Raw genomic sequence first — 23,170 nt, forward strand, 5'->3', positions numbered from 1 at the left:
AGCCCTGTTGATTAAAAATTGCACAGAGATACAAAAGTCAAAACATTCTGGGCACAATGCAACCCAAAATAAAAAAGCCCCCGCCACAATGCAGCGGGAGCTTTGAAACCGGTATCAGGACTCCGGTTAATTGATGTCTTCAATCTCGCCAGCGGAACCCGTCACACGGGCTGCCAGGGCGGCAGCCATGAACTGGTCCAGATCACCGTTCAAAACACCCTGGGTATCGGATGTTTCCACCCCGGTGCGCAAATCCTTGATCATCTGATAAGGCTGCAGAACATAAGACCGGATCTGATGGCCCCAGCCAATATCGGACTTGGTGTCTTCAACGGCCTGGGCTTCGGCTTCGCGACGCTGCAATTCGGCTTCGTATAAACGGGCCTTCAGCATCTTCATCGCCGTATCACGGTTTTTATGCTGTGATCTGTCATTTTGGCACTGGGCAACGATCCCGGTCGGAATATGGGTGATACGCACCGCAGAATCCGTCCGGTTAACGTGCTGCCCACCGGCACCCGACGCACGATAGGTATCAACCCGCAAATCCTTGTCGAGGATTTCGATATTGATGTCGTCATCGACCACCGGATACACCCAGCAGGATGAAAAACTGGTATGGCGGCGTGCCGCACTGTCATAGGGCGAAATACGCACCAGACGATGCACACCCACCTCGTTTTTCAGCCAGCCATAGGCATTGTGCCCCGATACCTTATAGGTCACAGACTTGATACCGGCTTCTTCGCCGTCGCTTTCTTCAAGCATTTCAAGTTTGTACCCCTTGGATTCGCACCAGCGCACATACATGCGGGCCAACATGCTTGCCCAATCCTGGGCCTCGGTCCCGCCGGCACCGGCATGAATTTCCAAATAGGCATCATTGGCGTCCGCCTCACCCGAAAGCAGGCTTTCAAGCTCCCGCTTGGCGGCAATGTCGCGAATGGCACGCAGGCCATCTTCGGCTTCCTTGACGGTATCGTCATCGCCCTCGGCTTCGCCAAGTTCGATCAGTTCGATATTGTCATCAAGTTCCTGGGCCAGGGCCTTGTAGCCATTGATGGAGTCATCAAGCTGGGTGCGTTCCCGCATGATTTTCTGCGCGTTTTCCGGCTTATCCCACAAGGTCGGGTCTTCGGCCAGGGCGTTTAATTCGTCGAGACGTCTAAGGGCATTATCCCAGTCAAAGATGCCTCCTCAGCAGTGCCATTGACTGCTTGATCTCATCTACCAATGCCTGTGCTTCAGCGCGCATTGATGTCTCCGTTACATTCGTGAATTTTGTCGGGCAACGTCATGATAACGTTATTGCCAATCGTGGCGCGGGTTATATCAGCTTTTGCCCGTCTTGAAACCCCCGCAGCCACATAAAAACCCCGGCACCAATCTGGCACCGGGGTCCTGTCAGTCCAAAAACAGGTTAAACCGTGTTTAACTATACACTGGGTCCAGCGTGACAGTGTAAAGCTCGGTATCGGCGACATCGCGCAATGAAACGCGCAACTGTTCGCTATCGCCATCAATATCGATCAGGCCAAAAAACTGCATCCCGGCCGATGGCGGCAGGTTAACGCCCTGCTCCTTGCTGGGATATTTGGCAAATTTGACCTCCGGCCCAAAGGTGTTGTCCATATCATTGGGACCAAATGTTCCGGCATGCAGGGGACCGGAAACAAACTCCCAAAACGGATCAAAATCGGTAAATTGTGCCTTTGCCGGATCATAATAATGCGCGGCAGTATAGTGCACATCGGCGGTCAGCCATACCGTGTTGCGAATTTTGGCTGATTTGATGAAACGCAGCAAATCGACAATTTCCAGTTCACGCCCCGCCGGAGCCCCATCGCCATTGGCGAGGTTTTCAAAGGTGCTTTTGTTTTTCCAGTCATCGTAAACAATCATGCCAATCGGCATGTCGGCAGCAATGACTTTCCAGGTTGCCTTTGAATTCAGCAGGGCACGTTTAAGCCACTCAATTTGCTGTTTGCCCATAAAGGCGGTTTTGTCAGTCTCGACCGGGCTGTTATTGCTGTCATTGGGGCCGCGATAGGACCGCATATCCAGCACAAAAATTTCCAGCGACGGACCATAGGAAATGGTGCGGTAAACCCGGCCTGGCTCCTGTGCCTGTTCGCGCACCGGCAGCATTTCGCGAAACGCGCGATTGGCACGCGCGGCCAGCAAAGATACCGATTTTTCCGTATAGCGATCATCATGCGTCAGCATCTCGCCTGGATACCAGTTATTCAAAACCTCATGATCATCCCATTGATAATAAACAGGGATCATGCGGTTGAACTCGCGCACATGTTTATCGAGCATATTGTATTTATAGTTCGCCCGAAATTCATCCAGCGTCTCGGCAACCTTGCCGGTGCCCTCAGTGGTCAGGTTCTTCCAAATCTGGCCATCTGGCATCTTTTGCTCGGCCATAAAGGGGCCATCGGCATAAATCGTATCACCGGAATGAATAAAAAAATCCGGCTGATGGGCCGTGATGGTGGCATAGGTTTTCATCCCGCCACGATCTTCATCAATGCCCCAGCCCTGCCCGGCAGTATCACCGGACCAGCCAAAGCGGATATTGCGCCGCTTCATCGGATTGGTGCGGAAATGACCGATAATCGGTTCCGATGTGGCGCGAACGTTATCAAGATTCTCGAAATGGATTTTATAAAAAATGTCCTGCCCGGCAGGTAAGTCGGTCAAGGCAAGCTTGCCTGCCAAATCACCTTCGCTCAAAACATCGACATAGGGCACCTTGATGGATTTGGAAAAACCCTCGATCGTGGCGATTTCGGCAATCATGCGCGACGGGCGGTCTGCCCGCGCCCAGATGCGGGCCGAATTTGCCGTTACATCACCACTTTGCACACCGTGCGTTATCACAGGGCGATCCGCGGCACGCGAAATGGATGGCATAAAGAAACCACCCAAAACAGAGGCGGCACCCGCCGTCCCTGTTGATTTCAAAAAATTGCGTCGGGTAAGTCGAATGGACATTTTCCAATTCCCAGCAAAAGCCAAAGCAAAACTGCGGGGATCATAACCCGATGATGTAACAGACATGTTTCCAAGTCTTGACGGTTTTATCAACACCCGATCATGACCAGCCTTTCCATGAGGGCTGGTATAAAACCGCTTCTATCGTGCGCATAAAAAAGGGCCGGAGAACATTTCTCCAGCCCTTAACGGATCATTCACAGGTTCATTATAGCGAGCTTGCAGACTTAATAAATACCGCTGGGGCTGGAAACTCCGCCATCGCTGCTGCCTCCCATGCTGCCAGCAATACCGCCATTCGATGAACTGCCATCAATCACCCGATCATTCCGTTCGGGAATGGTACCGGGCTTGAAAGCCTCCCAAATAACATTGCCATCACCTGCCTGTGCGGGAAGGCCGCTACGCGCATCGATACGCACCATGCGGATACCCGGCGGGGTCCGGAACGGTACCGGTGTAACGCCCTCCATCGCCTTGCCCATAAATTCGTGGAAAATCGGCGCTGCCGCCGAGGCCCCCTGTTCACGATCCCCAAGTGAGCGGTTATCGTCAAAGCCAACATAAACGCCAAGGGCCAGGTCAGGCGTAAAGCCAACAAACCACGCATCGCGGGAATCGTTAGTGGTGCCGGTTTTACCCGCCAGCGGGAACGGCAAATTACGCATGCGACGTCCGGTACCGCGCTGAATAACACCTTCAAGCATTGAAACAATCTGGAAGGCACTGGCCGGATCGGTCAGCTGTTCGCGGTTATCGGGCAGTTCGGGCGGCAATTGGCCATTATAAACCACATCCTGACAATCCAGGCACTGACGGTCATCACGGCGGTAAATCACCTTGCCTCGACGGTCCTGAATACGGTCAATCAGGGTCGGAGTTACCTTTTTGCCGCCATTCACCAGTTCGGAATAGGCGTTGGTCAACCGCAGAACGGTTGTTTCTGCGGCCCCCAACGACATGGAAAGGACCGCCGGCATGCTATCTACCACACCAAATTTTTCAGCATAATTTACGACCTTTTCCATCCCGATGGTTTGCGCCAGGCGCACGGTCATCAGGTTTCGAGAAAGCTCGATCCCCAAACGCAGGGTCGAGGGGCCGTAAAACTTGCCACTATAGTTACCCGGCTTCCATTTGCCCTGCCCCGGCCCCTGATCGATCACAAAGGGCGCATCAAGAACCAGCGAGGACGGCGTAAAACCGGAATCCATTGCCGCCAGATAAACAAACGGCTTAAAGGCAGAACCGGGCTGACGGTGGGCCTGGGTAGCACGGTTGAATTTTGACATATCGTGGGAAAAGCCGCCCGACATTGCCAAAACACGCCCGGTATGCGGGTCCATCGCCACAAGGCCACCATTCACATCGGGAATCTGCTGCAGCGAATAGGTGCCATCAACAACATTGCCATTATCATCTTTCAGGCTAGCAACCATCACAACATCGCCGGGATTAACCACGTCCGATGCCTTGCTTACGGCACCACCAACCCTTTGGCCCTTCAGCCAGGGGCGTGCCCATTTCATTTCCGCAAACGGAATTTTGCCCTGCTTGCCATTTTCCACGCCAATAATGGCGTCATTACCATCCAGACGCAAAACAACCGCCTTCAACCACGGAACATCATGCGGTGCCTTAACCTGTTCCAGCGGTTTTTGCCAATCGCCCGAAATATCAATTTTTTCAAGCGGGCCGCGCCAGCCATGCCGGCGATCATAATCTACCAGACCATCAAACATGACCTTGTTGGCAATGGTCTGCAATTTCGGATCAACCGACGTGCGCACAGAAAGGCCACCATTATAAAGGGCATTTTCACCATAACGATCAACCAGTTCGCGGCGGACTTCCTCGGCAAAATAATCGGCATGGGCATAATAATCGACCGATTCACGATCCTTGCCAATCAAGGGCGCGGCCAGGGCCTCATTTGCTTGGTCTGCTGTGATGTAACCCTCATCAAGCATACGCCCGATCACCCAGTCGCGACGGCCTTTTGCCGCGTCATGGTCTCGAACCGGGTCGTAATTTGACGGTGCCTTGGGCAAGGCCCCCAAATAGGCAGCCTCGGCAACTGTCAGTTCATCAAGAGATTTGTCAAAATAGCGCAACGCGGCTGCGGCAACACCATAGCTGCCCCGTCCCAGATAAATTTCATTCAGATACAATTCCAGAATATGCTTTTTGGAAAAGGCCTGTTCGATCCGGAAAGACAGGATGGCTTCCTTGATTTTACGGTCATAGGAAACCTCGTTGGTCAGCAAAAAGTTTTTCGCCACCTGCTGGGTGATGGTCGATGCCCCAACAGGGCGGCGCCCGGAACCGATATTGGCGATATTGGTAATCGCGGCACGAAACACACTGGGAAAATCAATCCCCGGATGGGTCCAGAAATTCTGGTCCTCGGCAGCGACAAAGGCATTAATCACCTTGCGCGGGATCTGTTCGATCGGCACAAAAACACGTTTTTCCTTGGCATATTCCGCGATCAGGGCACCGTCACCGGCGTGAACACGGGTCATGACCTCCGGCTCATAATCGGCCAGTTGAGTATAATCAGGCAGGTCCCGGCCAAAATGCCAGAAAACACCAAGAACGCACGCTCCACCTGCTACTGCCAGCAGGAAAAGCACACCGGTAATTGTCAGAAAAATACGCATTAAACGGATCTTTATCGTTTCGCTGTTGTTGCCGCCTGGGCGGATGTATGCTCGGACGAATATCACAAAGCCCTATCATCGCGGCAAAAAAGTGGCCCCGTTGCACTAGAACGCGCATCCCGGCTTACTGATCCCCGAATTTAAGACGATTTAAATTACAATCTACGCCCGCACAGAAGCACCCTATACTTTTGTCAGAGACAACTGTAGGGACAAAACCGGGCAAAACAACGGCAAAATTTAATGACATCTTAAAATCAGGTGCTTCTTGCCAATCCCGAAGCTGTCAAAATTTATGGGTTTTAAAATAGTCATCCAGGGCACGTAAAATTGCCTTGGCCATTTTTTCCCGATGTGCCGGTGATTGCAGCAATTTCGCATCGGTCGGGTTGGACAAATATCCCATTTCAAACAACGCAGAGGGAATATCGGGTGCCTTCAAAACGGCAAACCCGGCAAAACGGTGGGTTCGCTGCTGCAATTTCACATCGCTTGCCAGTTCACGCACCATATCGGTGGCAAAATTGGACGACAGATTCATGGTTTCACGCTGGGCCAAATCGATCAGAATGCTTTGTACCAGCGAATTTTCCTCGGAAAGGTCGATCCCCGCAATAACGTCGGCCTTGTTTTCCTTGCTTGCCAGGGCCGATGCTTCCTTGTCCGATGCGTTTTCAGACAAAGTATAAACCGACGCCCCGCGATGATTGCGGTCCGAAATAGAATCGGCATGAAGGGACAAAAACAGGTCCGCGTGGTTTTTACGCGCAATCTCGGTACGCTGACGCAGCTTCAGGAACACATCCTTGTCACGGGTCAACAGGGCGCGATAACGCCCCGAATCCGTTAGCACCTTTGCCAGTTCCCGCGCCGCTGCCAGAGTAACATCTTTTTCATAAACACCCCCAACACCGATGGTTCCGGGGTCCACCCCGCCATGCCCGGCATCAATGGCGATCAGCGGCTTGCGCGGCCCGGTGGTTTTGCCGGTTTCAACCGCGACATCCTCGCTTTTTTCCGTGACCGAGGTATCGTTACGCTGGCGCGCCGAATAGGCCGCCATGCTTTCGCGCGATGCCGCCATAAAGGTATCGCGCGATGTGGGGGCAATATCGATCACCAACCGGTTTGGCTTAGCCCCGCTGGCTGGCAGGGTAAAAATTTTGGAAATCAGGGCGGGCTGGCTTACATCAAGCACGACACGGAACGTGCCCGGTTTAAACAGGCCATAGCGCAAACCCGAAATAATCCCGCCGCCCGATGTTACCTTGCCCGGGGGGGCGCTCCAGTCAATTTCAGGCATATCAATGATAATGCGGAACGGATCAGGCAACAGGAAATAGGTGTAGTCAACCTCGCGGTCCAGATCGATCACAAAGCGTGTTTTATCGGGATAAACGCCTAGGCGTGCGCCCAGAACCTTTGCCGTTTTGGCCTCGGCCACGGTGCTTAGGGACAATGCAAAAAAGCAGTATAAAAAGACCAGAACAAGCGCGCGCATGCCCTGACCACCCAATAATCCGCCTTGCGTGATTTTTTGCCTGCCTTGCAAAAGCACCACCGACCCCATTTTGCTTTGCCATTTTTCCGGATATGTCGACACACCATATGCCGTTTGTGCTTATAGCAACCAGAAAGTTAACGGGTAATTGACCCGCCCTGCCTATCCGCGACTTGCCGCATCCTTTTACAGGCGCGCCAGATACACCATCCCATAATACTGAACAAGGCACACAGCCATTTTACCCCGGCGATTCCCTATTCATATGGGTCTGAACTGTGCAGCGCAAAGGCACTGCAATTTGCAAATCACGCCAATAATTGAAAAATCGTTATGATCGCAATTATTTGCGGCAAATTTTCTTTTCCACCTATTGAAAGCCGGAAAAAGCAGGGTTTTTGATGCGCAAGCCGAACAAACCTTGATCTGAACGCAACAAAATTGTTTGTGGCCTGAGAATAAAAGAGATATGTTGTCGCCGAGATTCCTATGCTTTACGGGACAAAATATTCTCCGTCAGGCTGAGGACGCGACGTGGCAGTTCCTCGGGTCGGTGTCTCGGTGACGCGGCAATCCCCGCTCCCGATAGAGCCCTCCCATATCAGGCTGTCGTGGCGCGCTCGATACAGACATAAGCAATTCTTATTTTTAACACCAAAACCAGGTCCATACCGAAAGAGCAGCCGAAACGCGATGAACCAAACATATCACGGACATATCGCGACCTTTGTGGGCGGCGCCTTCGGTAACGCCGGTTTGTTTGCATATCAGCACACTTTAGCGAGACGCATTAAACTGGCGGGACCTTTAGGAACAGGTTCCGAATGGTCAAACGTATGCTCATCGACGCAACGCACGCGGAAGAAAGCCGTGTCGTTGTTATTAACGGAAATCGCCTAGAAGAATACGACGTCGAAACATCGACCAAGAAACAGATTAAAGGTAATATATACCTTGCCAAGGTAACGCGGGTTGAACCCTCGTTGCAGGCGGCCTTTGTCGACTATGGTGGAAACCGTCACGGGTTTCTGGCGTTTAGCGAAATCCATTCTGACTATTACCAAATCCCCGTTGCCGACCGCGAAGCAATTACACGGGCCCAGACCAGCGCTCAATCCGTTCGTGATGCCGAAATTGTCGAAGACAATATCGGTGGCAATGACGATGACACCCCGAAAAAAGAGAAAAAGCCGACCCGGTCGCGTTCTCGGCGCAAGCCGCGCAAGGATGATGTCAACACAGATACCGGCGACTCATCCGACAAAACCGAAGAAGCAACCGATGCCGCAGATAATGCAGCGGCACCGGAAAACAATGATACCGTCAGCTCCGACAACAACGACGACGATGCCAAACCGCGCCGTCGCCGGGTGCGTAACCGTCGCAAAAACGTCGACGAAAATGATACCAGCGACAGCAACGACGCATCATTAGACGCATCCTCACAGGGCGATGATGATAACGGTGACGATGGCAATAATGGTGGCTCAAACACCGTTGCCACGATGGCTGCCGAAATTGCCGAAATTTCTGTCGATATTGACGAAAACGACACTGAAACCGTCAATGACGAAGAAAATATCGAAGACATGGGTGGCGACGACACCGATGATTTCTCCGATAATGTGCGCCCGCAGCTGCAAAAACGTTACAAGATTCAGGAAGTTATCAAACGCCGCCAGATTCTGCTGGTGCAGGTCGTCAAGGAAGAACGTGGCAACAAGGGTGCGGCCCTGTCCACTTTCCTGTCGCTGGCAGGCCGTTATTGCGTTCTGATGCCCAACACCCCGCGTGGGGGTGGCATTTCGCGTAAAATTACCAATGCCCAGGACCGCAAGCGTCTGAAATCCATTTTGGCAGAGCTGGAAATTCCGGGCGGCATGGCGGTTATTGTCCGGACGGCCGGTGCCGAACGGACCAAAGCCGAAATCAAACGCGACTTTGATTACCTGATGCGCCTGTGGGACCGCATTCGCGAAACCACCCTGCAGAGCCAGGCCCCCTGCCTGATTTATGAAGAAGCCGACCTGATCAAACGGTCCATCCGTGACCTTTATGCACGCGATGTTGATGAAGTTCTGGTCGAAGGCGACGATGGCTACCGCGTTGCCAAAGACTTCATGAAGATGCTGATGCCATCGCATGCCAAGCGTGTTCAGCCCTACAAAGACCAGGGCGTGCCGCTGTTCCACCGTTTCCAGGTGGAAAGCCAGCTTGATGCCATGCTCAATCCGGTTGTTCAGCTTAAATCGGGCGGTTACATCGTGATTAACCCGACCGAAGCCCTGGTTGCGATTGACGTCAACTCTGGCCGGTCAACCCGTGAACGCAATATTGAAGAAACGGCATACAAGACCAACCTTGAAGCCGCCGAAGAACTGGCCCGCCAGCTTCGCCTGCGTGACCTTGCCGGTCTGATCGTTGTCGACTTTATCGACATGGAAGACCACCGCAACCAGAGTGCGGTTGAACGCAAGCTCAAAGAAGCCATGCGCAATGACCGGGCACGCCTACAAATTGGCCGCATCAGCCCGTTTGGTCTGCTTGAAATGTCGCGTCAGCGCCTGCGCCCGTCGCTGGTGGAAAGCGCGTTCGAGGTCTGCACCCATTGCCGTGGCGTTGGCCTGGTTCGGTCAATCGAAAGCTCGGCCCTGCACCTGCTACGCGTGATCGAGGAAGAAGGCATGCGCCGCCGTGCGGGTGCCCTGACCGTTCACGTCGCCAGCGAAGTCGCCCTGTATATCCTGAACCGCAAGCGCGATTCCCTGGCCGAAATTGAACAGCGTTATGGCTTCACCGTCATGATTTTCGGCGACGACAGCCTGATTTCCCCGGATCACCGGATAGAGCGCACCCGTGCGCCGAAAGCCGGTGATGAGGACCATCAGCATAGTATGGTTCTCAATACCGACAGTGTCTCGCTGACTGCCATCGAAGCCCCGATCGAAAAGGTCGAGGAAGAGCTGGTTGAAAATACCAGCCGCGATGACGATAACGAGCAGACCAGCGACAATGACGACCAGAACAAACGTCGCCGCCGCCGTCGCCGCCGTCGGGGTCGTCAGGATGACCGCGATGATAACGCAGCATCCGACACTGACGACAGTGATGCCGCGAATGACAGCAACCAGGATGCCGCTTCGGCATCGGATAATGGCGATGACAATGACGATGATGACGAATCATCACGCAAACGCCGCCGTCGTGGCAAACGGGGGGGACGCCGTCGCTCGCGCCGTCAGGATTTTGAAACGACACCGCGCGTCGTTTCCCCTGCCGATGATGCAGAGGCCACCGAAAAGCGCCGTTCACGTAGCCATACCGCCCCGGATGGCAGCGAGACCGACCTTGTGATTGACGGAGATAGCGAAGGCCAGGACGCCGACAGCTTTGCACCGGAAGATGGCGAAGAAGGCGGCATTCGTGCAGCACGCGAACGCAGCACAACGGCCCCTGCCCCGGCACGTCAGCGTCGTGACCGTCGCGACCGTAACAAGGATAACCGCCGCAACCGCGATAACCGTGACCGTAATGATCGTGGCGAAGTGCGCAATATCCCGATCCAGAACGGTCCGGCGCCGGAAGCCGCCAGCGAAGATGTCGCAACCGAAACGGCATCCGCTGTTTCTGCACCTGCGACACCGGCTGCACCAGCACCGGCAGCATCCGCCCCTGAGACAACCTTTGAACCTGCGGCAACGCCGAAACCGGAACCCACAGTCTCAAAGCCGGAAGCCAGCAGCAAACCAGTTGAACTGGAAGCAGACAAACCCGGCGCAGACAAACCGGCAGCGGAAACGGTAACTGCCCCCACAAGCAGTGAACCAGAACCGACCGAAGCAGCGGCCACCGAAAAACCGGCCGAGGTAGAAAAAACCGAAACCGCGCCCGCAGCCCCGGCGAAACCAAAACCCAAGCGCAAAGGCTGGTGGAGCAACTAACCCGCCAATTACCGCTTGAAACACACAAACCCCGCCATATTCTGGCGGGGTTTGTTGTATCTGCATACACCACTGGCCTTCTTGGGGCGCCTTGTTGGGGCATCGTGCGCCAATAGGGTTACCCTGCCGAGCAATCCGGCCTGTTGCACATTCAAACGGTTAGTCTTTACGGACAACAATCACGGCATATGTGCAGGATTGTGAACTTTCATTTTTAAAAACACAGTCGCACGGCGGCCCCAGTTCCAGGCAGTCACCCGGTTTCATTTCGTGGCGCACCCCACCTTCGATGAAAACAAGCTCGCCCTCCTGCAGCCATATCAGTTGCCGTAAAAATGAATAGGCAGCAGCGGGCATCGGAATTGCAGCCCCCGCAGGCAAATCAACACACACAAGATCAAGCGGGAAGTCCGATGTCGGAGAGACATGGCGACGCACATATCCACTCTGCGGGTCCACCCACACCGGCTGATCCGCCGCCCGCACGAGGCGCTCGTCGTGCTTTTCCGCCAGCAACAACAAGGCTGACATACTTAGGTTAAACGCCCCGGAAAGCTTCGCCAAAAGCGTCGCCGTCGGGCTGCTTTCACCACGTTCAACCTTATAAACCATTGCCCGCGACACCCCGGATTTCTCGGCAAGGTCGGTTAGGGACCACCCGCGTTTTTCCCGTTCCGTGCGGATGCGCGCGCCAATTCGTTGATCAATATTGTTTAATATAGTAGACATATGTATTCTTATAATGAACAAACAGCGAGAACAACATGAAAATCCGCAACGCCACCCAGGATGACGCCGAGGCGATCATGACAATTTACAATGATGCCGTAACGAATACGACAGCCATCTGGAACGATACCACCGTTGATGTCGTCAATCGCCAACATTGGATGACAGAGCGGCAAAAAGCGGGCTACCCGGTGCATGTTGCTGTTGATGATGCCGAAACCGTGTTGGGTTATGCCACGTTTGGTGACTGGCGCGCCTGGGATGGCTATCGTCATACTGTCGAACATTCGGTTTATGTTCAGGCGGACCGCCGTGGGGGTGGTATTGGCAAGGCCCTGCTGCAAAGCCTGATCAAAAGCGCCAGCGACATGGGAAAACATGTCATGGTCGCCGGGATTGAGGCCCAAAACACCGGGTCAATCCGCCTTCATGAAAAGCTGGGGTTTACCCCTGCCGGCCATCTCAGGGAAGTGGGGTGCAAATTTGGACGCTGGCTTGATCTCGTCTTTTTGCAGCTTGTGCTTGACACCCGTCTTACCCCCCAGGATCACCTCAAGGATCACTAAGAGCATGACGTTTCTGCCAATCTTGGGGCTCTTGGTTGCTGCCGGGGCAGCACTTGTCATTCAGAACAGCCTGATGGTCCGCATGAGCGAAACCGTCTCGACCACCCTGATCATTCTGGTGACAAATTCCGCCGTCGGGCTGGTGGCCCTGATGCTGATGCTGGTCAGCCGAAATGGCTTCTCGGGCTTTGTCGAAGTCATTACCCAGTTCCGGGCCTGGAGTGTTCTTCCCGGTCTTCTTGGCTCGTTCTTTGTCTTTGCCAGCATTGTCGGCTATCAGCGGTTAGGCGCGGCCTCGACAATTGCCATTCTTATTACCAGCCAGCTTGTTTTCGGGCTGGCGGCAGACATGATCAAGGCAAACAGCCCGCCACAAAACTCGGCCTTCGCCATTGCAGGGGCTGTTTTATTGATCATCGGGGCTGTTCTGGTCGTCTTTCGACGGATATGAACTTAACAGCCCATTTATGCCAGAATGCACCTACATGCAGTGGCAGATCATTTTTGCCAGTCACGCAGGGCCTTTACTGCCCCCAGCATGGTTTGTTCGCTGTGCGCAAAGGAAAACCGCACATAGGATTTGCCGCGAAACGGATCAAAATCGGTGCCCGGTGTTACGGCAACACCTGTTTCATCCAACATGCGTTTGCAGAAAGCCTCGCTATCATCTGTATGACGCGAGACGTCGGCATATAAATAAAACGCCCCATCCGCCGGGGCGAACTGGTCAAACCCGGCCTTGGGCAATTCATTGAGTAAAATCTCGCGATTCCGGGCGTAAGCAGCAATATTGCCCTGCAATTCCTCTTCGCAGTCAAAGGCGGCAACGGCGGCCAATTGCGACAGGGTTGGGGCCGAAATAAACAGGTTTTGCTGCAAACATTCCACCTGGCGCACCAGATCAGGCGGCACCACCGCCCAACCCAAACGCCAGCCGGTCATGGAAAAATATTTGGAAAAGCTGTTTACGATAAAGGCATCGTCGCCAAATTCGACAGCCGTAGAATCGGCCACATCACCAAATGAAATGCCCTGATAAATCTCGTCAGAAATCAGGCGAATGCCCTTGGCCTTGCAGTAGGCCACCAATTCGGCAAATTTCTCGCGTGAGACCATGCTGCCCGCAGGATTGGACGGGCTTGCCAGAATAAGGCCATCTACCGGCTTATCCAACGCCTCCAACATCGCAACAGTTGGCTGATAATGGCTTTCGGGCCCGGCCATAAGGGTGACGGTTTCAATCCCCAGTGCGCCTAGAATATTGCGATAAGCAGGATAGCCTGGGGCCGCCATAGCAACACGGTCGCCTGCATCAAAAGCGGCCAAAAATGCCAATACAAAAATCGAGGATGACCCGCTGGCCACACAAATGCGCGACGGGTCCAGCGACACGCCGAATTTACGCTGATAATGCCCGCAAATGGCATTGCGCAAGGGGGCAACACCTAACGCATCGGTATAACCAATCAAATCGTCCTCAAGGGCACGGGCGGCAGCTTCACGCACCTTGCGCGGGGCCGGTGTGCCCGGTTGTCCGACCTCAAGGTGATACACCGCCTTGCCGCTTTGCTGGCGCATATTGGCCGCGCGCAAAACATCCATCACGATAAAGGGCGAAATGGCCCCGCGTTCCGATTTTTTCAGCGTCATCTTCCATCCAGTCCGTCAAAACGAAACCTGCCTGTATGAAAACCACACAGGCAGGAAATGGGCATCACGAGTCAGGCCCAGTTAGCGGCCCATTGCCATCCCGGCCCCGGCCGGATCGGCCACAAACTGGCAACTTTCAGGATGCGGCGGAATACCCTGCGGGCAGAACACCCGGTTCACCAGTGACACACCGTCATTATTCAGCGGGACATTAGCCGCACTGCCAGCCCCTTCCAGATCTTCGGCCATTTGCGCAATCTGTTTGGTGGCACCAGCGGGCGTATCGCTCCCCGCGATACCATAATAGAATTCCCAAACATTGGGATTCACCTTCAGAACCGGACCAACCAGAGGCGGCGACACATCCCCGCTGGCAAGATCAAGACCAAAGGCATCTGCGCCGATTCCCACGCCAAACGGTTCGGTCATGGTGGTTTCGCAGGCAACGGCATTTGCCGCGACATCCACAACAACAAACCCGCTGCGCCCGCCTTTGGCGGCATTGGCCGGTGCGTTATCAATATCGGCGAGATACCGGTTCAAAACCCCGACCAGATCATCGGTTCCTGCAATAACATCCTTCCCGGTTGTCGATTTGGGAGCCTGCGTGAAATAAATATTTTCATTGCCAGACTTCACCGCCGTCGCTTCACGCCAGACGGGTTTGTAATTGTTGAGATCAGCAAGGGTTAATGTGCCCCCCGCAGCAGTCACTGCTTTGACTATCTGGCTGGCCAGTACGCCATTATAAAAATCACCCGGTCCTTTAACCCGAAGCGAGGTTAACAACGCCCCCAGGCCCATTTGCTGTACCCGGTCGCCCACTTTCAGAAGCTGACCATCCCGGCTGTAGATATTTGCCAACGACGGCGTAGAGAGGATTTTATCGCGTGATGCGTCAATATCGGTTTTAAGAGATCGCGACAACGGCACGCCAAAACGCGCATCCTGCTCGGCACTGGCAAGCAATTGCCCCCAGTTCAAACGGCCGTAACGCGCGCTAAGGGCATAAAGGCCACGCGGTACGCCCGGCACTGCCGTATGAATTTGCCCATCCGCTGTTTGCGTTCCCGAACGGGGCCAAAAATCCAGAACCTCGACCTTTTTCGCCGCACGATCATGCACAATACACACGCCGCCGCCGCCAATCCCGGCGACCGAGGGTTTGGTCACTGTCATGGTGGCATACAGGGCCACGGCGGCATCAGCAGCAGTGCCCCCTGCCGAAAGAACATCACGCGCGGTTTGCACGGCAAGAGGTTCATCAGCGGTCACACCGCCCAGAACGCCCTTCACTGCCCCGATCTGGCCAAGATTTTGTGGTGTGCTACTACATGCGCCAAGCATGGCAGTCATTGCGCAAACAGCGGCGATCCGCCATGATGGCTGACCAAATGACTTTTCGCCTGGCCCGGATGAACGAACATACGGAACGCATATTTTGCTTAGACGCATTTTAACACTCACTGCCATTTTCCTTGTTGCCTTGCCCAGCGCAGTTTTCGCTCAAGGCCGTTCATTTATCCGTGACACGGAAATCGAAGAAACCCTTCGTCTCTATGCCACGCCCATCTTCAAGGCCGCTGGCCTCGATCCACAGGCTGTATCGGTTTACATCGTTTCCGATAACAGTCTCAATGCGTTCGTTGCCGGCGGGCAAAAACTTTTTATCAATACCGGGCTTCTGTTGAAAGCAGATACTCCCGAACAGGTGATAGGCGTGATCGCCCACGAAACCGGCCACATTGCCGGTGGTCACCTTTCACGCGTCCAGGACCAATTGCGTAACGCATCAGCAATTTCCATTCTTTCCACCGTGTTAGGTGTCGCTGCCGGTGTTGCTGCCGGCCGGGCCGATGTAGGAACAGCCGCCGTTATTGGCGGGCAAAATATTGCCCAGCGTAACTTTCTGGCCTATTCACGCACCCAGGAAAGCAGTGCGGACCAGGCCGGCGTCAAATTCCTGACGGCGGCGGGCATTTCCGCCCGCGGCATGCGCGATTTCATGGAAAAGCTGGAAGGACAGGAACTGTTGAGTGCCGCCAACCAGGACCCGTATCTGCGCAGCCACCCGCTGACCACCGAACGTGTCGAGTTTCTTGAAAACTATGTTGCCAACTCGCCGCTTAAGGATGCCAAGGTTTCCCCGGCCCTGTACGAACGCCATGCCAGGATGCGGGCCAAATTGTATGCCTTTACCAACGGCCTGCAAATGACGCTGCGCCAGTACCCCGATTCTGATACCAGCGTGGCCGCACGTTATGCCCGCGCCATTGCCTATTATCGCGACTCGCAGTTGCAACCGGCACTGGACCGCATTAATGCCCTGATTGCCGATGAACCGGAAAACCCCTATTTCGCCGAGCTTAAAGGCCAGGTATTACTGGAATTTGGCAAGGCCAACGAGGCAATCGCCCCTTTGCAAAAGGCCATTCAGCAGTCCGATGGTGCGCCGCTCATTCGTATTTTGCTGGCCCATGCCGAACTGGAAACCAACAATCCAGACATGCTGCCCGATGCGAAAGAAAACCTTCTCGCAGCCCTGTCAAAGGAACGGGACAACGCATCGGCCTGGCGTTTCCGCGCCATTACCGAATCCCGGCTTAATAACCAAGGTGAGGCCTCGCTTTCCCAGTCGGAATACAGCCTTCTGACCGGGGATCGCAGTGCGGCGCGCTATCATGCTGTTCAGGCGGATCGCGAACTTAAAAGCGGCACCGCCCCCTGGCAACGTGCACAGGATATTTTGCGCGCGACGGAACCCGACAAACAAAACTAACCCCTGCTAGCCAATCTCCTGCAAACCGGCGTGCATGTGGCAGCAAATGCTTCATCGCGCCGGTTGGCCGTTACAGGCGACAAAACAGCTTTCAGCAACAGGATTGGTACTCTAACGCGATCTGTCTTTATTTCTGTAATATGCGCCTGCTGGCGAAAGAAACGTCCTATGCCGAAATACCCGTTTTTACAGTCTATCAGGCCCGTGCAATGGGGTACCAAGCCAGCTTTGGCTCTGGTTTTGTGTTTTTTAGCCGCTGCCTGCACCTTGCCAGGGGCCGGGGTAAATGCCGATGGCGGGCTAAAACTGCTTTATGCGCCTTTCTCGCTACGCCCCGATAAACTGCCTGAATACTGGCTTTATGCAATATCACCGCTTGATGGCACATCATCGGCTAAGCAAACAAAAACACCTGAACATGCTGCCCGGAACGATGCGCTGTTCTGGGATGATATTGACGGACGCATCGCGCTCGGCATTTCTTCACATCCATCGCAAAACCAGCCGATACAGTTGGGACGACGCACCAATGTCGCCATTCTTGGCAGTCCCTTCCTGTCGTTTGACTGGCAATTGCGGGGCGGGGCCAAAGCGGGCGATACCACCCTCATTCTCGGGTTCAAAAACCAAAAGGCCACCCGCTGGACGGAGAGCGATCTGGGCATTGGCCTGCCCGGTGCGGATTATATTTTACAAATTCCAGTTGGCGGCAGCCCGGTGGGGCAAACGCCCCTGCTCAATCATCCTGCCCCGGATGAAACCGGCTATTGGCAAACCGATTATCTGGACCTTGCCACATTACACCGCCATTACTGGCCCGCGGCAAATACCCGCGATGTCAAACTTGTCTGGATCGGCATTGCCGCCGCCCCGCACCCAGGCCGCCCAACCAATGCTGTGACCTATCTCTCGCATATTTTACTTTCCCGTTAGGGAACCGTCCCGTATCAAGGGAAAAGACAATTTACAATAGTGCTGCCATCAATGGCACCTGACAGGTGAACAGGAATTTCAATGCCTTTGCATATTTTCAAAAAAGCCGCCGGATTTGCCGCCATCGCCCTGCCCTTGTCGATCATGGCAATGTCCCCGGCCCATGCTGCAGATGACAGCCTGTCTGACGCGCAGCAAAAGCAGGTTGAAACCATGATTGAAAGCTACCTCATGGACCATCCTGATGTGCTGCTCAAGGCGCTGCAAAATGTGCAAACCTGGCAAATGGCCGAAAAAACCCGCCTGCAGGACGAAGCCATTGCCCCGGTCTGGCAGGCACTGACCAGCAAAGACTCCAGCGCCCCATCGGTTGGCGCGGCAAACGCCCCGGTCACAGTTGTTGAGTTTTTTGACTATCAGTGTGGTTATTGCAAGCGCGCCTTTGATGATGTGATGGCAATGGCCGATGACGACACACAAAAAATCCGCACCGTATTTCTGGAATTACCCATCCTGACACCGGAATCACTGGTGGCAGCAAAGGCCGCCCTGGCCGCGCAAAAGCAGGGCAAATATCTTGAGCTGCACCGCGCCATGATGGGCAGCCGTGGCAAACTGACCGATGATCGCATTGACGAACTGGCCGCTGGTGCCGGTATTGATGTGGCAAAGATGCGCAAGGATATGAATGGCGATGACATTCGCCAGGAACTGTCGCGCAATGCCGCAATGGCAAAATCGATTGGCGTGAATGGCACCCCGGCCTTTTTGATCAATGGCACCCTGGTCGCCGGTGCCGATATGGAACGGGTCAAGTCGCTGGTGGATGCCGGACTGGAAAAAGAGTCCTGACCTGAACGCGCCAACATTGGCAGTTTTTCAGTTTCGTTAGCAAAATAAACAAAAAGGCTCCGTTTCCATATCGAAACGGAGCCTTTATTCTTAAACGGGTTAACGACCGATCAAATGATCCCGGCTAACGGCGAGGATGGATCAGCATAACGTTTACGCGGCATACGCCCGGCCAAAAAGGCCTCGCGCCCGGCAATCACCGCATGTTTCATCGCGCGTGCCATACGAATGGGGTCTTTGGCACCGGCAATGGCCGTGTTCATCAAAACACCATCACAGCCCAGCTCCATCGCATAGGATGCCTCGGATGCCGTGCCAACACCGGCATCAACCAGCACCGGCACCTTGGCGTTTTCCTTGATCAGGGCAATATTGACCGGGTTGATGATCCCCATGCCCGACCCGATTAGCGAGCCCAGCGGCATGATGGCAACACAGCCCATATCCTCCAGCATTTTTGCCTGGATGGGGTCATCGCTGCAATACACCATCACATCGAAACCTTCCTTGATCAGGATTTCGGCAGCTTTCAGGGTTTCAGGCATATTGGGATACAGGGTTTTCTGATCGCCCAAGACCTCCAGCTTTACCAAATTCCAGCCCCCGGCTTCGCGGGCCAGGCGCAGGGTGCGCATGGCATCGTCGGCGGTAAAGCAGCCAGCGGTATTTGGCAAATAGGTGTATTTTTTCGGATCCACATAATCAACCAGCATCGGCTGGCTGGGGTCGGTCACATTCACCCGGCGCACGGCAACGGTAACAATTTCCGCACCCGATTCTTCAATTGCCAGGCGGGTTTCCTCAAAATCGCGATATTTGCCGGTGCCAACCAACAGGCGGGATTTAAAACTGTGCCCGGCCACGACAAAGCTGTCATCCGCCGCAGCGGCCAGTTCCGGTTCTCCCGAACCACCGCCAATAAAATGAACGATCTCCAGCCGGTCGCCCTCGCCCAGCTCAGTCGCACCATAGGCCGTTTTAGGCACAATCTCCAGATTACGCTCCACGGCGACCTTGGTTGCGGCAATATTCAATTGCGCAAGCAGGTCGGCGACGGTGGGGGCATTTTCGATGATACGGTCTTCACCATTGATCGTAAGGCGCATTGTTCTGCTGACTTTCCTAATCCTTGAATGCTGCCGGGCAGTATGGTCAGCACCGGGAACGAAGGCAAGACGTGATCCATCCCCCCGCCGCAATACCACGACACACCCCGACAAATGCGTGCCTTAACGGTGCCTTCACATCAAAGCTGGCATATTGCGTGATCTGGATGTAAGGAATGCGGCGTTGCGTCAGACTTTCGTCGTGGTATAAACGCACCACAAACTGTTGGATATGTGAGACCGGATGACAAAACCCGTCTACATCTTAAATGGCCCTAACCTTAATCTTCTGGGACAGCGTCAGCCCGAAATTTACGGTGCGACCACGCTCGAGGATATAAAGTCACTGTGCGAGAACCATGCCGCGACACAGGGCCTGGAAATTGCCTTTCATCAAAGCAATCACGAAGGTGTTCTGGTTGACCAGATACAGGAAGCCCGTGTAAAGGGATGCGGCATCATTTTGAATGCTGCGGCCTATACTCATACATCGGTCGCTATTCTTGATGCCTTGCTGGCATCTGACCTGCCGATCATCGAGGTACATCTGTCGAATATTCATCAGCGCGACACATTCCGGCACCATTCCTTTGTTTCAAAGGCAGCAAAAGGCATGATTTGCGGCTTTGGTGCCCAAGGGTATGTTCTTGCCCTCGACGCGTTGAAACCCCTTATCGCTCCATCATCATAAAAGATAGTCGAAATGAGCAAGTTCAACATCGATAACGACGCCATTCGCCAGCTTGCAGAATTGCTGGACGAAACCAATCTCACGGAAATTGAAGTTGCCGATGGCGACAACAAAATCCGCGTTGCCCGCCAGGGCACCACCTATGCTGCCGCACCGGCCCCGGTTGCCGCTGCTCCGGTTGCTGCTGCAGCACCGACTGCTGCCAGCAGCGGTGATCTTTCATCGCATCCGGGTTGCGTTAAATCGCCGATGGTGGGTGTTGTCTATTTCGCACCGGAACCCGGTGCCGCACCGTTTATCACCGCAGGCAGCACCGTTGCCGAAGGTCAGACCCTGATGCTGATTGAAGCCATGAAAACCTTCAATCCGATCCGCGCACCGAAGGCTGGTAAAATCAGCCAGATCATTGCGACCGACGGCAACCCCGTCGAATATGACGAGCCGCTGGTCATCATTGAATAATCCGGGGTTATACCGCAATGTTTGAAAAAATCCTGATTGCCAACCGGGGCGAGATCGCGCTGCGTATCCAGCGCGCCTGCCGCGAAATGGGCATCAAAACCGTTGCGGTGCATTCCACCGCCGATGCCAATGCCATGCATGTTCGCCTGGCCGATGAAGCCGTGTGTATTGGTCCGGCAGCATCGCGTGACAGCTATCTGAATATTCCGGCCATCCTGTCGGCGGCCGAAATTACCGGGGCCGAAGCCATCCATCCCGGTTATGGCTTTCTCTCGGAAAGTGCCGATTTCGCTGCAATGGTCGAAGAACACGGTTTTGCCTTTATCGGCCCCAGCCCGGAACATATCCGGACGATGGGCGACAAGATTATGGCAAAACAGACGGCCGAAAAACTTGGCATTCCTGTTGTGCCGGGATCCGATGGTGAAATTACCACCGTTGAACAGGCCAAAAAATGTGCCGCCGACATCGGCTATCCGGTCCTGATCAAGGCATCCGGCGGCGGTGGTGGCCGTGGCATGAAGGTTGTGGAACGCGATGAAGACCTGGCCGAAGCCTTTTCCATGACCCGCAAGGAAGCCTTGCAGAACTTCGGTAATGCCGCTGTTTACATGGAAAAATATCTGGGCAAGCCACGCCATATCGAATTGCAGGTGATTGGCGATTCACACGGCAATGCCGTGCATCTGTTCGAGCGTGACTGCTCCCTTCAGCGCCGCCACCAGAAAGTTCTGGAAGAAGCCCCGGCACCCATGCTCTCGCCCGAGGAACGGGCGCGCATTGGTGGCATCGTTGCCAATGCCATGCGCGGCATGGGCTATCGCAATGCCGGGACCATCGAGTTTCTTTATGAAAATGGCGAGTTCTATTTCATTGAAATGAACACCCGTTTGCAGGTGGAACACCCGGTGACAGAGGCCATTTCAGGCGTTGATCTGGTGCGTGAACAGATCCGCGTTGCCGCCGGCATGGAACTGTCCTTTATCCAGGATGACATTGAAATCAATGGTCATGCCATTGAATGCCGCATCAATGCCGAGGACCCGCAAACCTTTGTGCCCTCGCCTGGTAAAATTCAGGAATATCATGCGCCAGGCGGTCTGGGTGTGCGTGTTGATAGCGGCATTTACACCGGCTATTCCATCCCGCCCTATTACGACAGCATGATTGCAAAGCTGATCGTGCATGGTCGTGACCGCGAAGAATGTATGATGCGCCTGCGTCGTGCGCTGGCCGAATATGCGATTGGCGGCATCAAAACCACCATTCCACTGCATCAGCGCCTGTTGGCCAATCCTGATATTCAGGCCGGGAATTACGATATTCACTGGCTTGAAAAATTCATGGACATGAAGAAGTAAAACAAAAACCGGGGATCAAACGATCCCCGGTTTTTGTTTATTACCACATCATGATGGTCGGATCGGCGAAGCGTTATTGACAGCCTCAGACTCCGGCGAAGGGGGCTCTATTGGATCGCCAACAGGGTCCTGTGGTTGTTGCACCACTGTTTGTGTCTGCTGTTGCTGTTGCTGCTGTTGCGGTTGCGGTTGCTGCTGCGCCAATATTGAGTTCATTTGCGAGGCATTACTAGAGTTGCTACCATTTAAACTCTGGTTGGCACTTGCCTGACTAATAACCGCACTCACTTGCTGCAATGCAGTTGGGTCGGCAGCTACAACCGTCGGATTATTGACCGCTGCATGTGTATTGGCAGCAACCTGCACACTTGCTGTCGGGTTCGCCTGATATACGACCGGTGATGTTGCAACCCGAACCGCCTGGGTCGCAACCTGCGCAACCTGGGCTGGCGCGGCCTGAATCACATTCGGGTTAACAATAATACGGGCCGCAATTGCGGCCACATTATTGGCAGAAGCTGGCGCGGAAGTCTGAACCGAACCGTTGCTGACAACATTAACAGCCACCTGCGCCGCCGCAAGGGCCGCCTTCGGATTAGACTGAACAAGCTGTTCTGCCGCTGCGACAACCTGCTGGGCAAGCTCCGCTTGCCGCGCCGGATTACCGGCACTCAAGACCTGTATCGCCTGCTGAATAGCACCTGCATTACCAGACAAAAGAGCCGCCCGCAAAGCAGGCGGCAACTGGTTTTGCACCCCCGACTGCTGGGCAAAAGCCGTTGTCGTTCCGTATGCGCCGACAAAAGCCGTCGAAACAAGGAAGGCAACACCAACGGACCGTAAAAGTTTCATAATACCCCCTCAGAAAACATACGGTAAAATTTGCGGATCATGCGCTGAACACGGCAGAAATCAAAACTGGAAGTCACATTT

Annotated in this window: 18 protein-coding genes; 9 read left to right on the plus strand and 9 right to left on the minus strand. The window is 54.3% G+C overall.

The genetic code is table 11. The features are described 5' to 3' along the window. Window positions 1–126: 126 nt before the first annotated feature. From prfB to LF95_RS17380, 4 genes are all read right to left on the minus strand, one after another. Window positions 127–1,255 (minus strand): peptide chain release factor 2 gene (gene prfB / locus LF95_RS17365; protein WP_143182091.1). Its coding sequence is split into 2 segments (ribosomal slippage): window positions 127–1,185 and window positions 1,187–1,255, totalling 1,128 coding nucleotides; the frame shifts between segments, so codons are not numbered across the junction. A 176-nt stretch (window positions 1,256–1,431) separates the two neighbouring features. Continuing rightward, window positions 1,432–3,003, minus strand: a complete 1,572-nt coding sequence (locus LF95_RS17370; protein WP_073956683.1) for an alkaline phosphatase D family protein — start codon at window positions 3,001–3,003, stop codon at window positions 1,432–1,434. A gap of 227 nt (window positions 3,004–3,230) precedes the next feature. Next, the gene (locus LF95_RS17375; RefSeq protein ID WP_073956448.1) at window positions 3,231–5,666 is read right to left on the minus strand and encodes a penicillin-binding protein 1A; all 2,436 of its coding nucleotides are present in this window, start codon (window positions 5,664–5,666) and stop codon (window positions 3,231–3,233) included. A gap of 286 nt (window positions 5,667–5,952) precedes the next feature. Next, window positions 5,953–7,269, minus strand: coding sequence for an N-acetylmuramoyl-L-alanine amidase (locus LF95_RS17380; RefSeq protein WP_252509813.1), 1,317 nt, complete (start codon window positions 7,267–7,269; stop codon window positions 5,953–5,955). Window positions 7,270–7,991: 722 nt separating this feature from the next. Here LF95_RS17380 and LF95_RS17385 point away from each other — a divergent pair. Continuing rightward, entirely contained in the window at window positions 7,992–11,108 is a 3,117-nt protein-coding gene (locus LF95_RS17385; protein WP_073956449.1) for an Rne/Rng family ribonuclease, read from the plus strand. Between the two features lie 159 nt (window positions 11,109–11,267). On the opposite strand, the gene LF95_RS17390 is transcribed toward LF95_RS17385, so the two are convergent. Continuing rightward, on the minus strand, window positions 11,268–11,837 hold the full coding sequence (locus tag LF95_RS17390) for a helix-turn-helix domain-containing protein (RefSeq protein WP_073956450.1): 570 nt from the start codon (window positions 11,835–11,837) through the stop codon (window positions 11,268–11,270). A 35-nt stretch (window positions 11,838–11,872) separates the two neighbouring features. Here LF95_RS17390 and LF95_RS17395 point away from each other — a divergent pair, with 35 nt between their 5' ends. Beyond that, window positions 11,873–12,403, plus strand: a complete 531-nt coding sequence (locus LF95_RS17395; protein ID WP_073956451.1) for a GNAT family N-acetyltransferase — start codon at window positions 11,873–11,875, stop codon at window positions 12,401–12,403. 4 nt (window positions 12,404–12,407) lie between these two features. After that, window positions 12,408–12,854, plus strand: a complete 447-nt coding sequence (locus tag LF95_RS17400; protein WP_073956452.1) for a DMT family transporter — start codon at window positions 12,408–12,410, stop codon at window positions 12,852–12,854. A 47-nt stretch (window positions 12,855–12,901) separates the two neighbouring features. Here the strand turns inward: LF95_RS17400 and LF95_RS17405 are convergent, their stop codons facing one another. Both LF95_RS17405 and LF95_RS17410 read right to left on the minus strand, forming a co-directional pair. After that, window positions 12,902–14,053 (minus strand): pyridoxal phosphate-dependent aminotransferase, encoded by a 1,152-nt coding sequence (locus tag LF95_RS17405; protein ID WP_073956453.1) that lies wholly within the window; start codon window positions 14,051–14,053, stop codon window positions 12,902–12,904. An 81-nt stretch (window positions 14,054–14,134) separates the two neighbouring features. After that, the gene (locus tag LF95_RS17410; protein WP_252509814.1) at window positions 14,135–15,409 is read right to left on the minus strand and encodes a gamma-glutamyltransferase; all 1,275 of its coding nucleotides are present in this window, start codon (window positions 15,407–15,409) and stop codon (window positions 14,135–14,137) included. 85 nt (window positions 15,410–15,494) lie between these two features. Between LF95_RS17410 and LF95_RS17415 the strand changes: the two genes are divergently transcribed. The 3 genes from LF95_RS17415 to LF95_RS17425 all read left to right on the plus strand — a co-directional run bounded on the left by LF95_RS17415 (window position 15,495) and on the right by LF95_RS17425 (window position 18,617). Beyond that, window positions 15,495–16,832: a M48 family metalloprotease gene (locus tag LF95_RS17415; protein WP_073956454.1), complete on the plus strand. Its 1,338-nt coding sequence runs from the start codon at window positions 15,495–15,497 to the stop codon at window positions 16,830–16,832. Window positions 16,833–17,000: 168 nt separating this feature from the next. Further along, window positions 17,001–17,765 carry a hypothetical protein gene (locus LF95_RS17420; RefSeq protein WP_073956455.1) on the plus strand — a complete coding sequence of 255 codons (765 nt, stop codon included), beginning with the start codon at window positions 17,001–17,003 and terminating at the stop codon, window positions 17,763–17,765. An 81-nt stretch (window positions 17,766–17,846) separates the two neighbouring features. Continuing rightward, window positions 17,847–18,617, plus strand: coding sequence for a DsbA family protein (locus tag LF95_RS17425; protein WP_073956456.1), 771 nt, complete (start codon window positions 17,847–17,849; stop codon window positions 18,615–18,617). Window positions 18,618–18,727: 110 nt separating this feature from the next. Here the strand turns inward: LF95_RS17425 and thiS are convergent, their stop codons facing one another. Further along, a complete protein-coding gene (thiS, locus tag LF95_RS17430; protein ID WP_073956457.1) occupies window positions 18,728–19,723 on the minus strand; it encodes a sulfur carrier protein ThiS in 996 nt (331 codons plus the stop codon). 244 nt (window positions 19,724–19,967) lie between these two features. On the opposite strand from thiS, the gene aroQ reads away from it, so the two are divergent. From aroQ to accC, 3 genes are read left to right on the plus strand one after another with little or no spacing between them, the layout of a single operon-like run. Then, a complete protein-coding gene (aroQ, locus tag LF95_RS17435) occupies window positions 19,968–20,414 on the plus strand; it encodes a type II 3-dehydroquinate dehydratase (protein ID WP_073956458.1) in 447 nt (148 codons plus the stop codon). Window positions 20,415–20,426: 12 nt separating this feature from the next. After that, window positions 20,427–20,876 carry an acetyl-CoA carboxylase biotin carboxyl carrier protein gene (gene accB, locus LF95_RS17440; protein WP_073956459.1) on the plus strand — a complete coding sequence of 150 codons (450 nt, stop codon included), beginning with the start codon at window positions 20,427–20,429 and terminating at the stop codon, window positions 20,874–20,876. A 17-nt stretch (window positions 20,877–20,893) separates the two neighbouring features. Further along, window positions 20,894–22,237, plus strand: a complete 1,344-nt coding sequence (gene accC / locus LF95_RS17445) for an acetyl-CoA carboxylase biotin carboxylase subunit (RefSeq protein ID WP_073956460.1) — start codon at window positions 20,894–20,896, stop codon at window positions 22,235–22,237. 48 nt (window positions 22,238–22,285) lie between these two features. On the opposite strand, the gene LF95_RS17450 is transcribed toward accC, so the two are convergent. After that, window positions 22,286–23,089: a hypothetical protein gene (locus LF95_RS17450; protein ID WP_073956461.1), complete on the minus strand. Its 804-nt coding sequence runs from the start codon at window positions 23,087–23,089 to the stop codon at window positions 22,286–22,288. Between the last annotated feature and the right edge of the window lie 81 nt (window positions 23,090–23,170).

This window comes from Thalassospira sp. TSL5-1, assembly GCF_001907695.1.
Taxonomy (GTDB): Bacteria; Pseudomonadota; Alphaproteobacteria; order Rhodospirillales; family Thalassospiraceae; genus Thalassospira.

What these genes read in the sequence shown, in the direction of transcription:
- LF95_RS17385 (WP_073956449.1), top strand. Translation starts at nt 7,992, where the DNA reads ATGGTCAAACGTATGCTCATCGACGCAACGCACGCGGAAGAAAGCCGT.
- LF95_RS17450 (WP_073956461.1), bottom strand. Translation starts at nt 23,089, where the DNA reads ATGAAACTTTTACGGTCCGTTGGTGTTGCCTTCCTTGTTTCGACGGCT.
- LF95_RS17370 (WP_073956683.1), bottom strand. Translation starts at nt 3,003, where the DNA reads ATGTCCATTCGACTTACCCGACGCAATTTTTTGAAATCAACAGGGACG.
- thiS (WP_073956457.1), bottom strand. Translation starts at nt 19,723, where the DNA reads ATGCGCCTTACGATCAATGGTGAAGACCGTATCATCGAAAATGCCCCC.
- LF95_RS17395 (WP_073956451.1), top strand. Translation starts at nt 11,873, where the DNA reads ATGAAAATCCGCAACGCCACCCAGGATGACGCCGAGGCGATCATGACA.
- LF95_RS17410 (WP_252509814.1), bottom strand. Translation starts at nt 15,409, where the DNA reads ATGACTGCCATGCTTGGCGCATGTAGTAGCACACCACAAAATCTTGGC.
- LF95_RS17375 (WP_073956448.1), bottom strand. Translation starts at nt 5,666, where the DNA reads ATGCGTATTTTTCTGACAATTACCGGTGTGCTTTTCCTGCTGGCAGTA.
- accC (WP_073956460.1), top strand. Translation starts at nt 20,894, where the DNA reads ATGTTTGAAAAAATCCTGATTGCCAACCGGGGCGAGATCGCGCTGCGT.
- LF95_RS17405 (WP_073956453.1), bottom strand. Translation starts at nt 14,053, where the DNA reads ATGACGCTGAAAAAATCGGAACGCGGGGCCATTTCGCCCTTTATCGTG.
- LF95_RS17425 (WP_073956456.1), top strand. Translation starts at nt 17,847, where the DNA reads ATGCCTTTGCATATTTTCAAAAAAGCCGCCGGATTTGCCGCCATCGCC.
- LF95_RS17390 (WP_073956450.1), bottom strand. Translation starts at nt 11,837, where the DNA reads ATGTCTACTATATTAAACAATATTGATCAACGAATTGGCGCGCGCATC.
- LF95_RS17420 (WP_073956455.1), top strand. Translation starts at nt 17,001, where the DNA reads ATGCCGAAATACCCGTTTTTACAGTCTATCAGGCCCGTGCAATGGGGT.
- aroQ (WP_073956458.1), top strand. Translation starts at nt 19,968, where the DNA reads ATGACAAAACCCGTCTACATCTTAAATGGCCCTAACCTTAATCTTCTG.
- LF95_RS17400 (WP_073956452.1), top strand. Translation starts at nt 12,408, where the DNA reads ATGACGTTTCTGCCAATCTTGGGGCTCTTGGTTGCTGCCGGGGCAGCA.
- accB (WP_073956459.1), top strand. Translation starts at nt 20,427, where the DNA reads ATGAGCAAGTTCAACATCGATAACGACGCCATTCGCCAGCTTGCAGAA.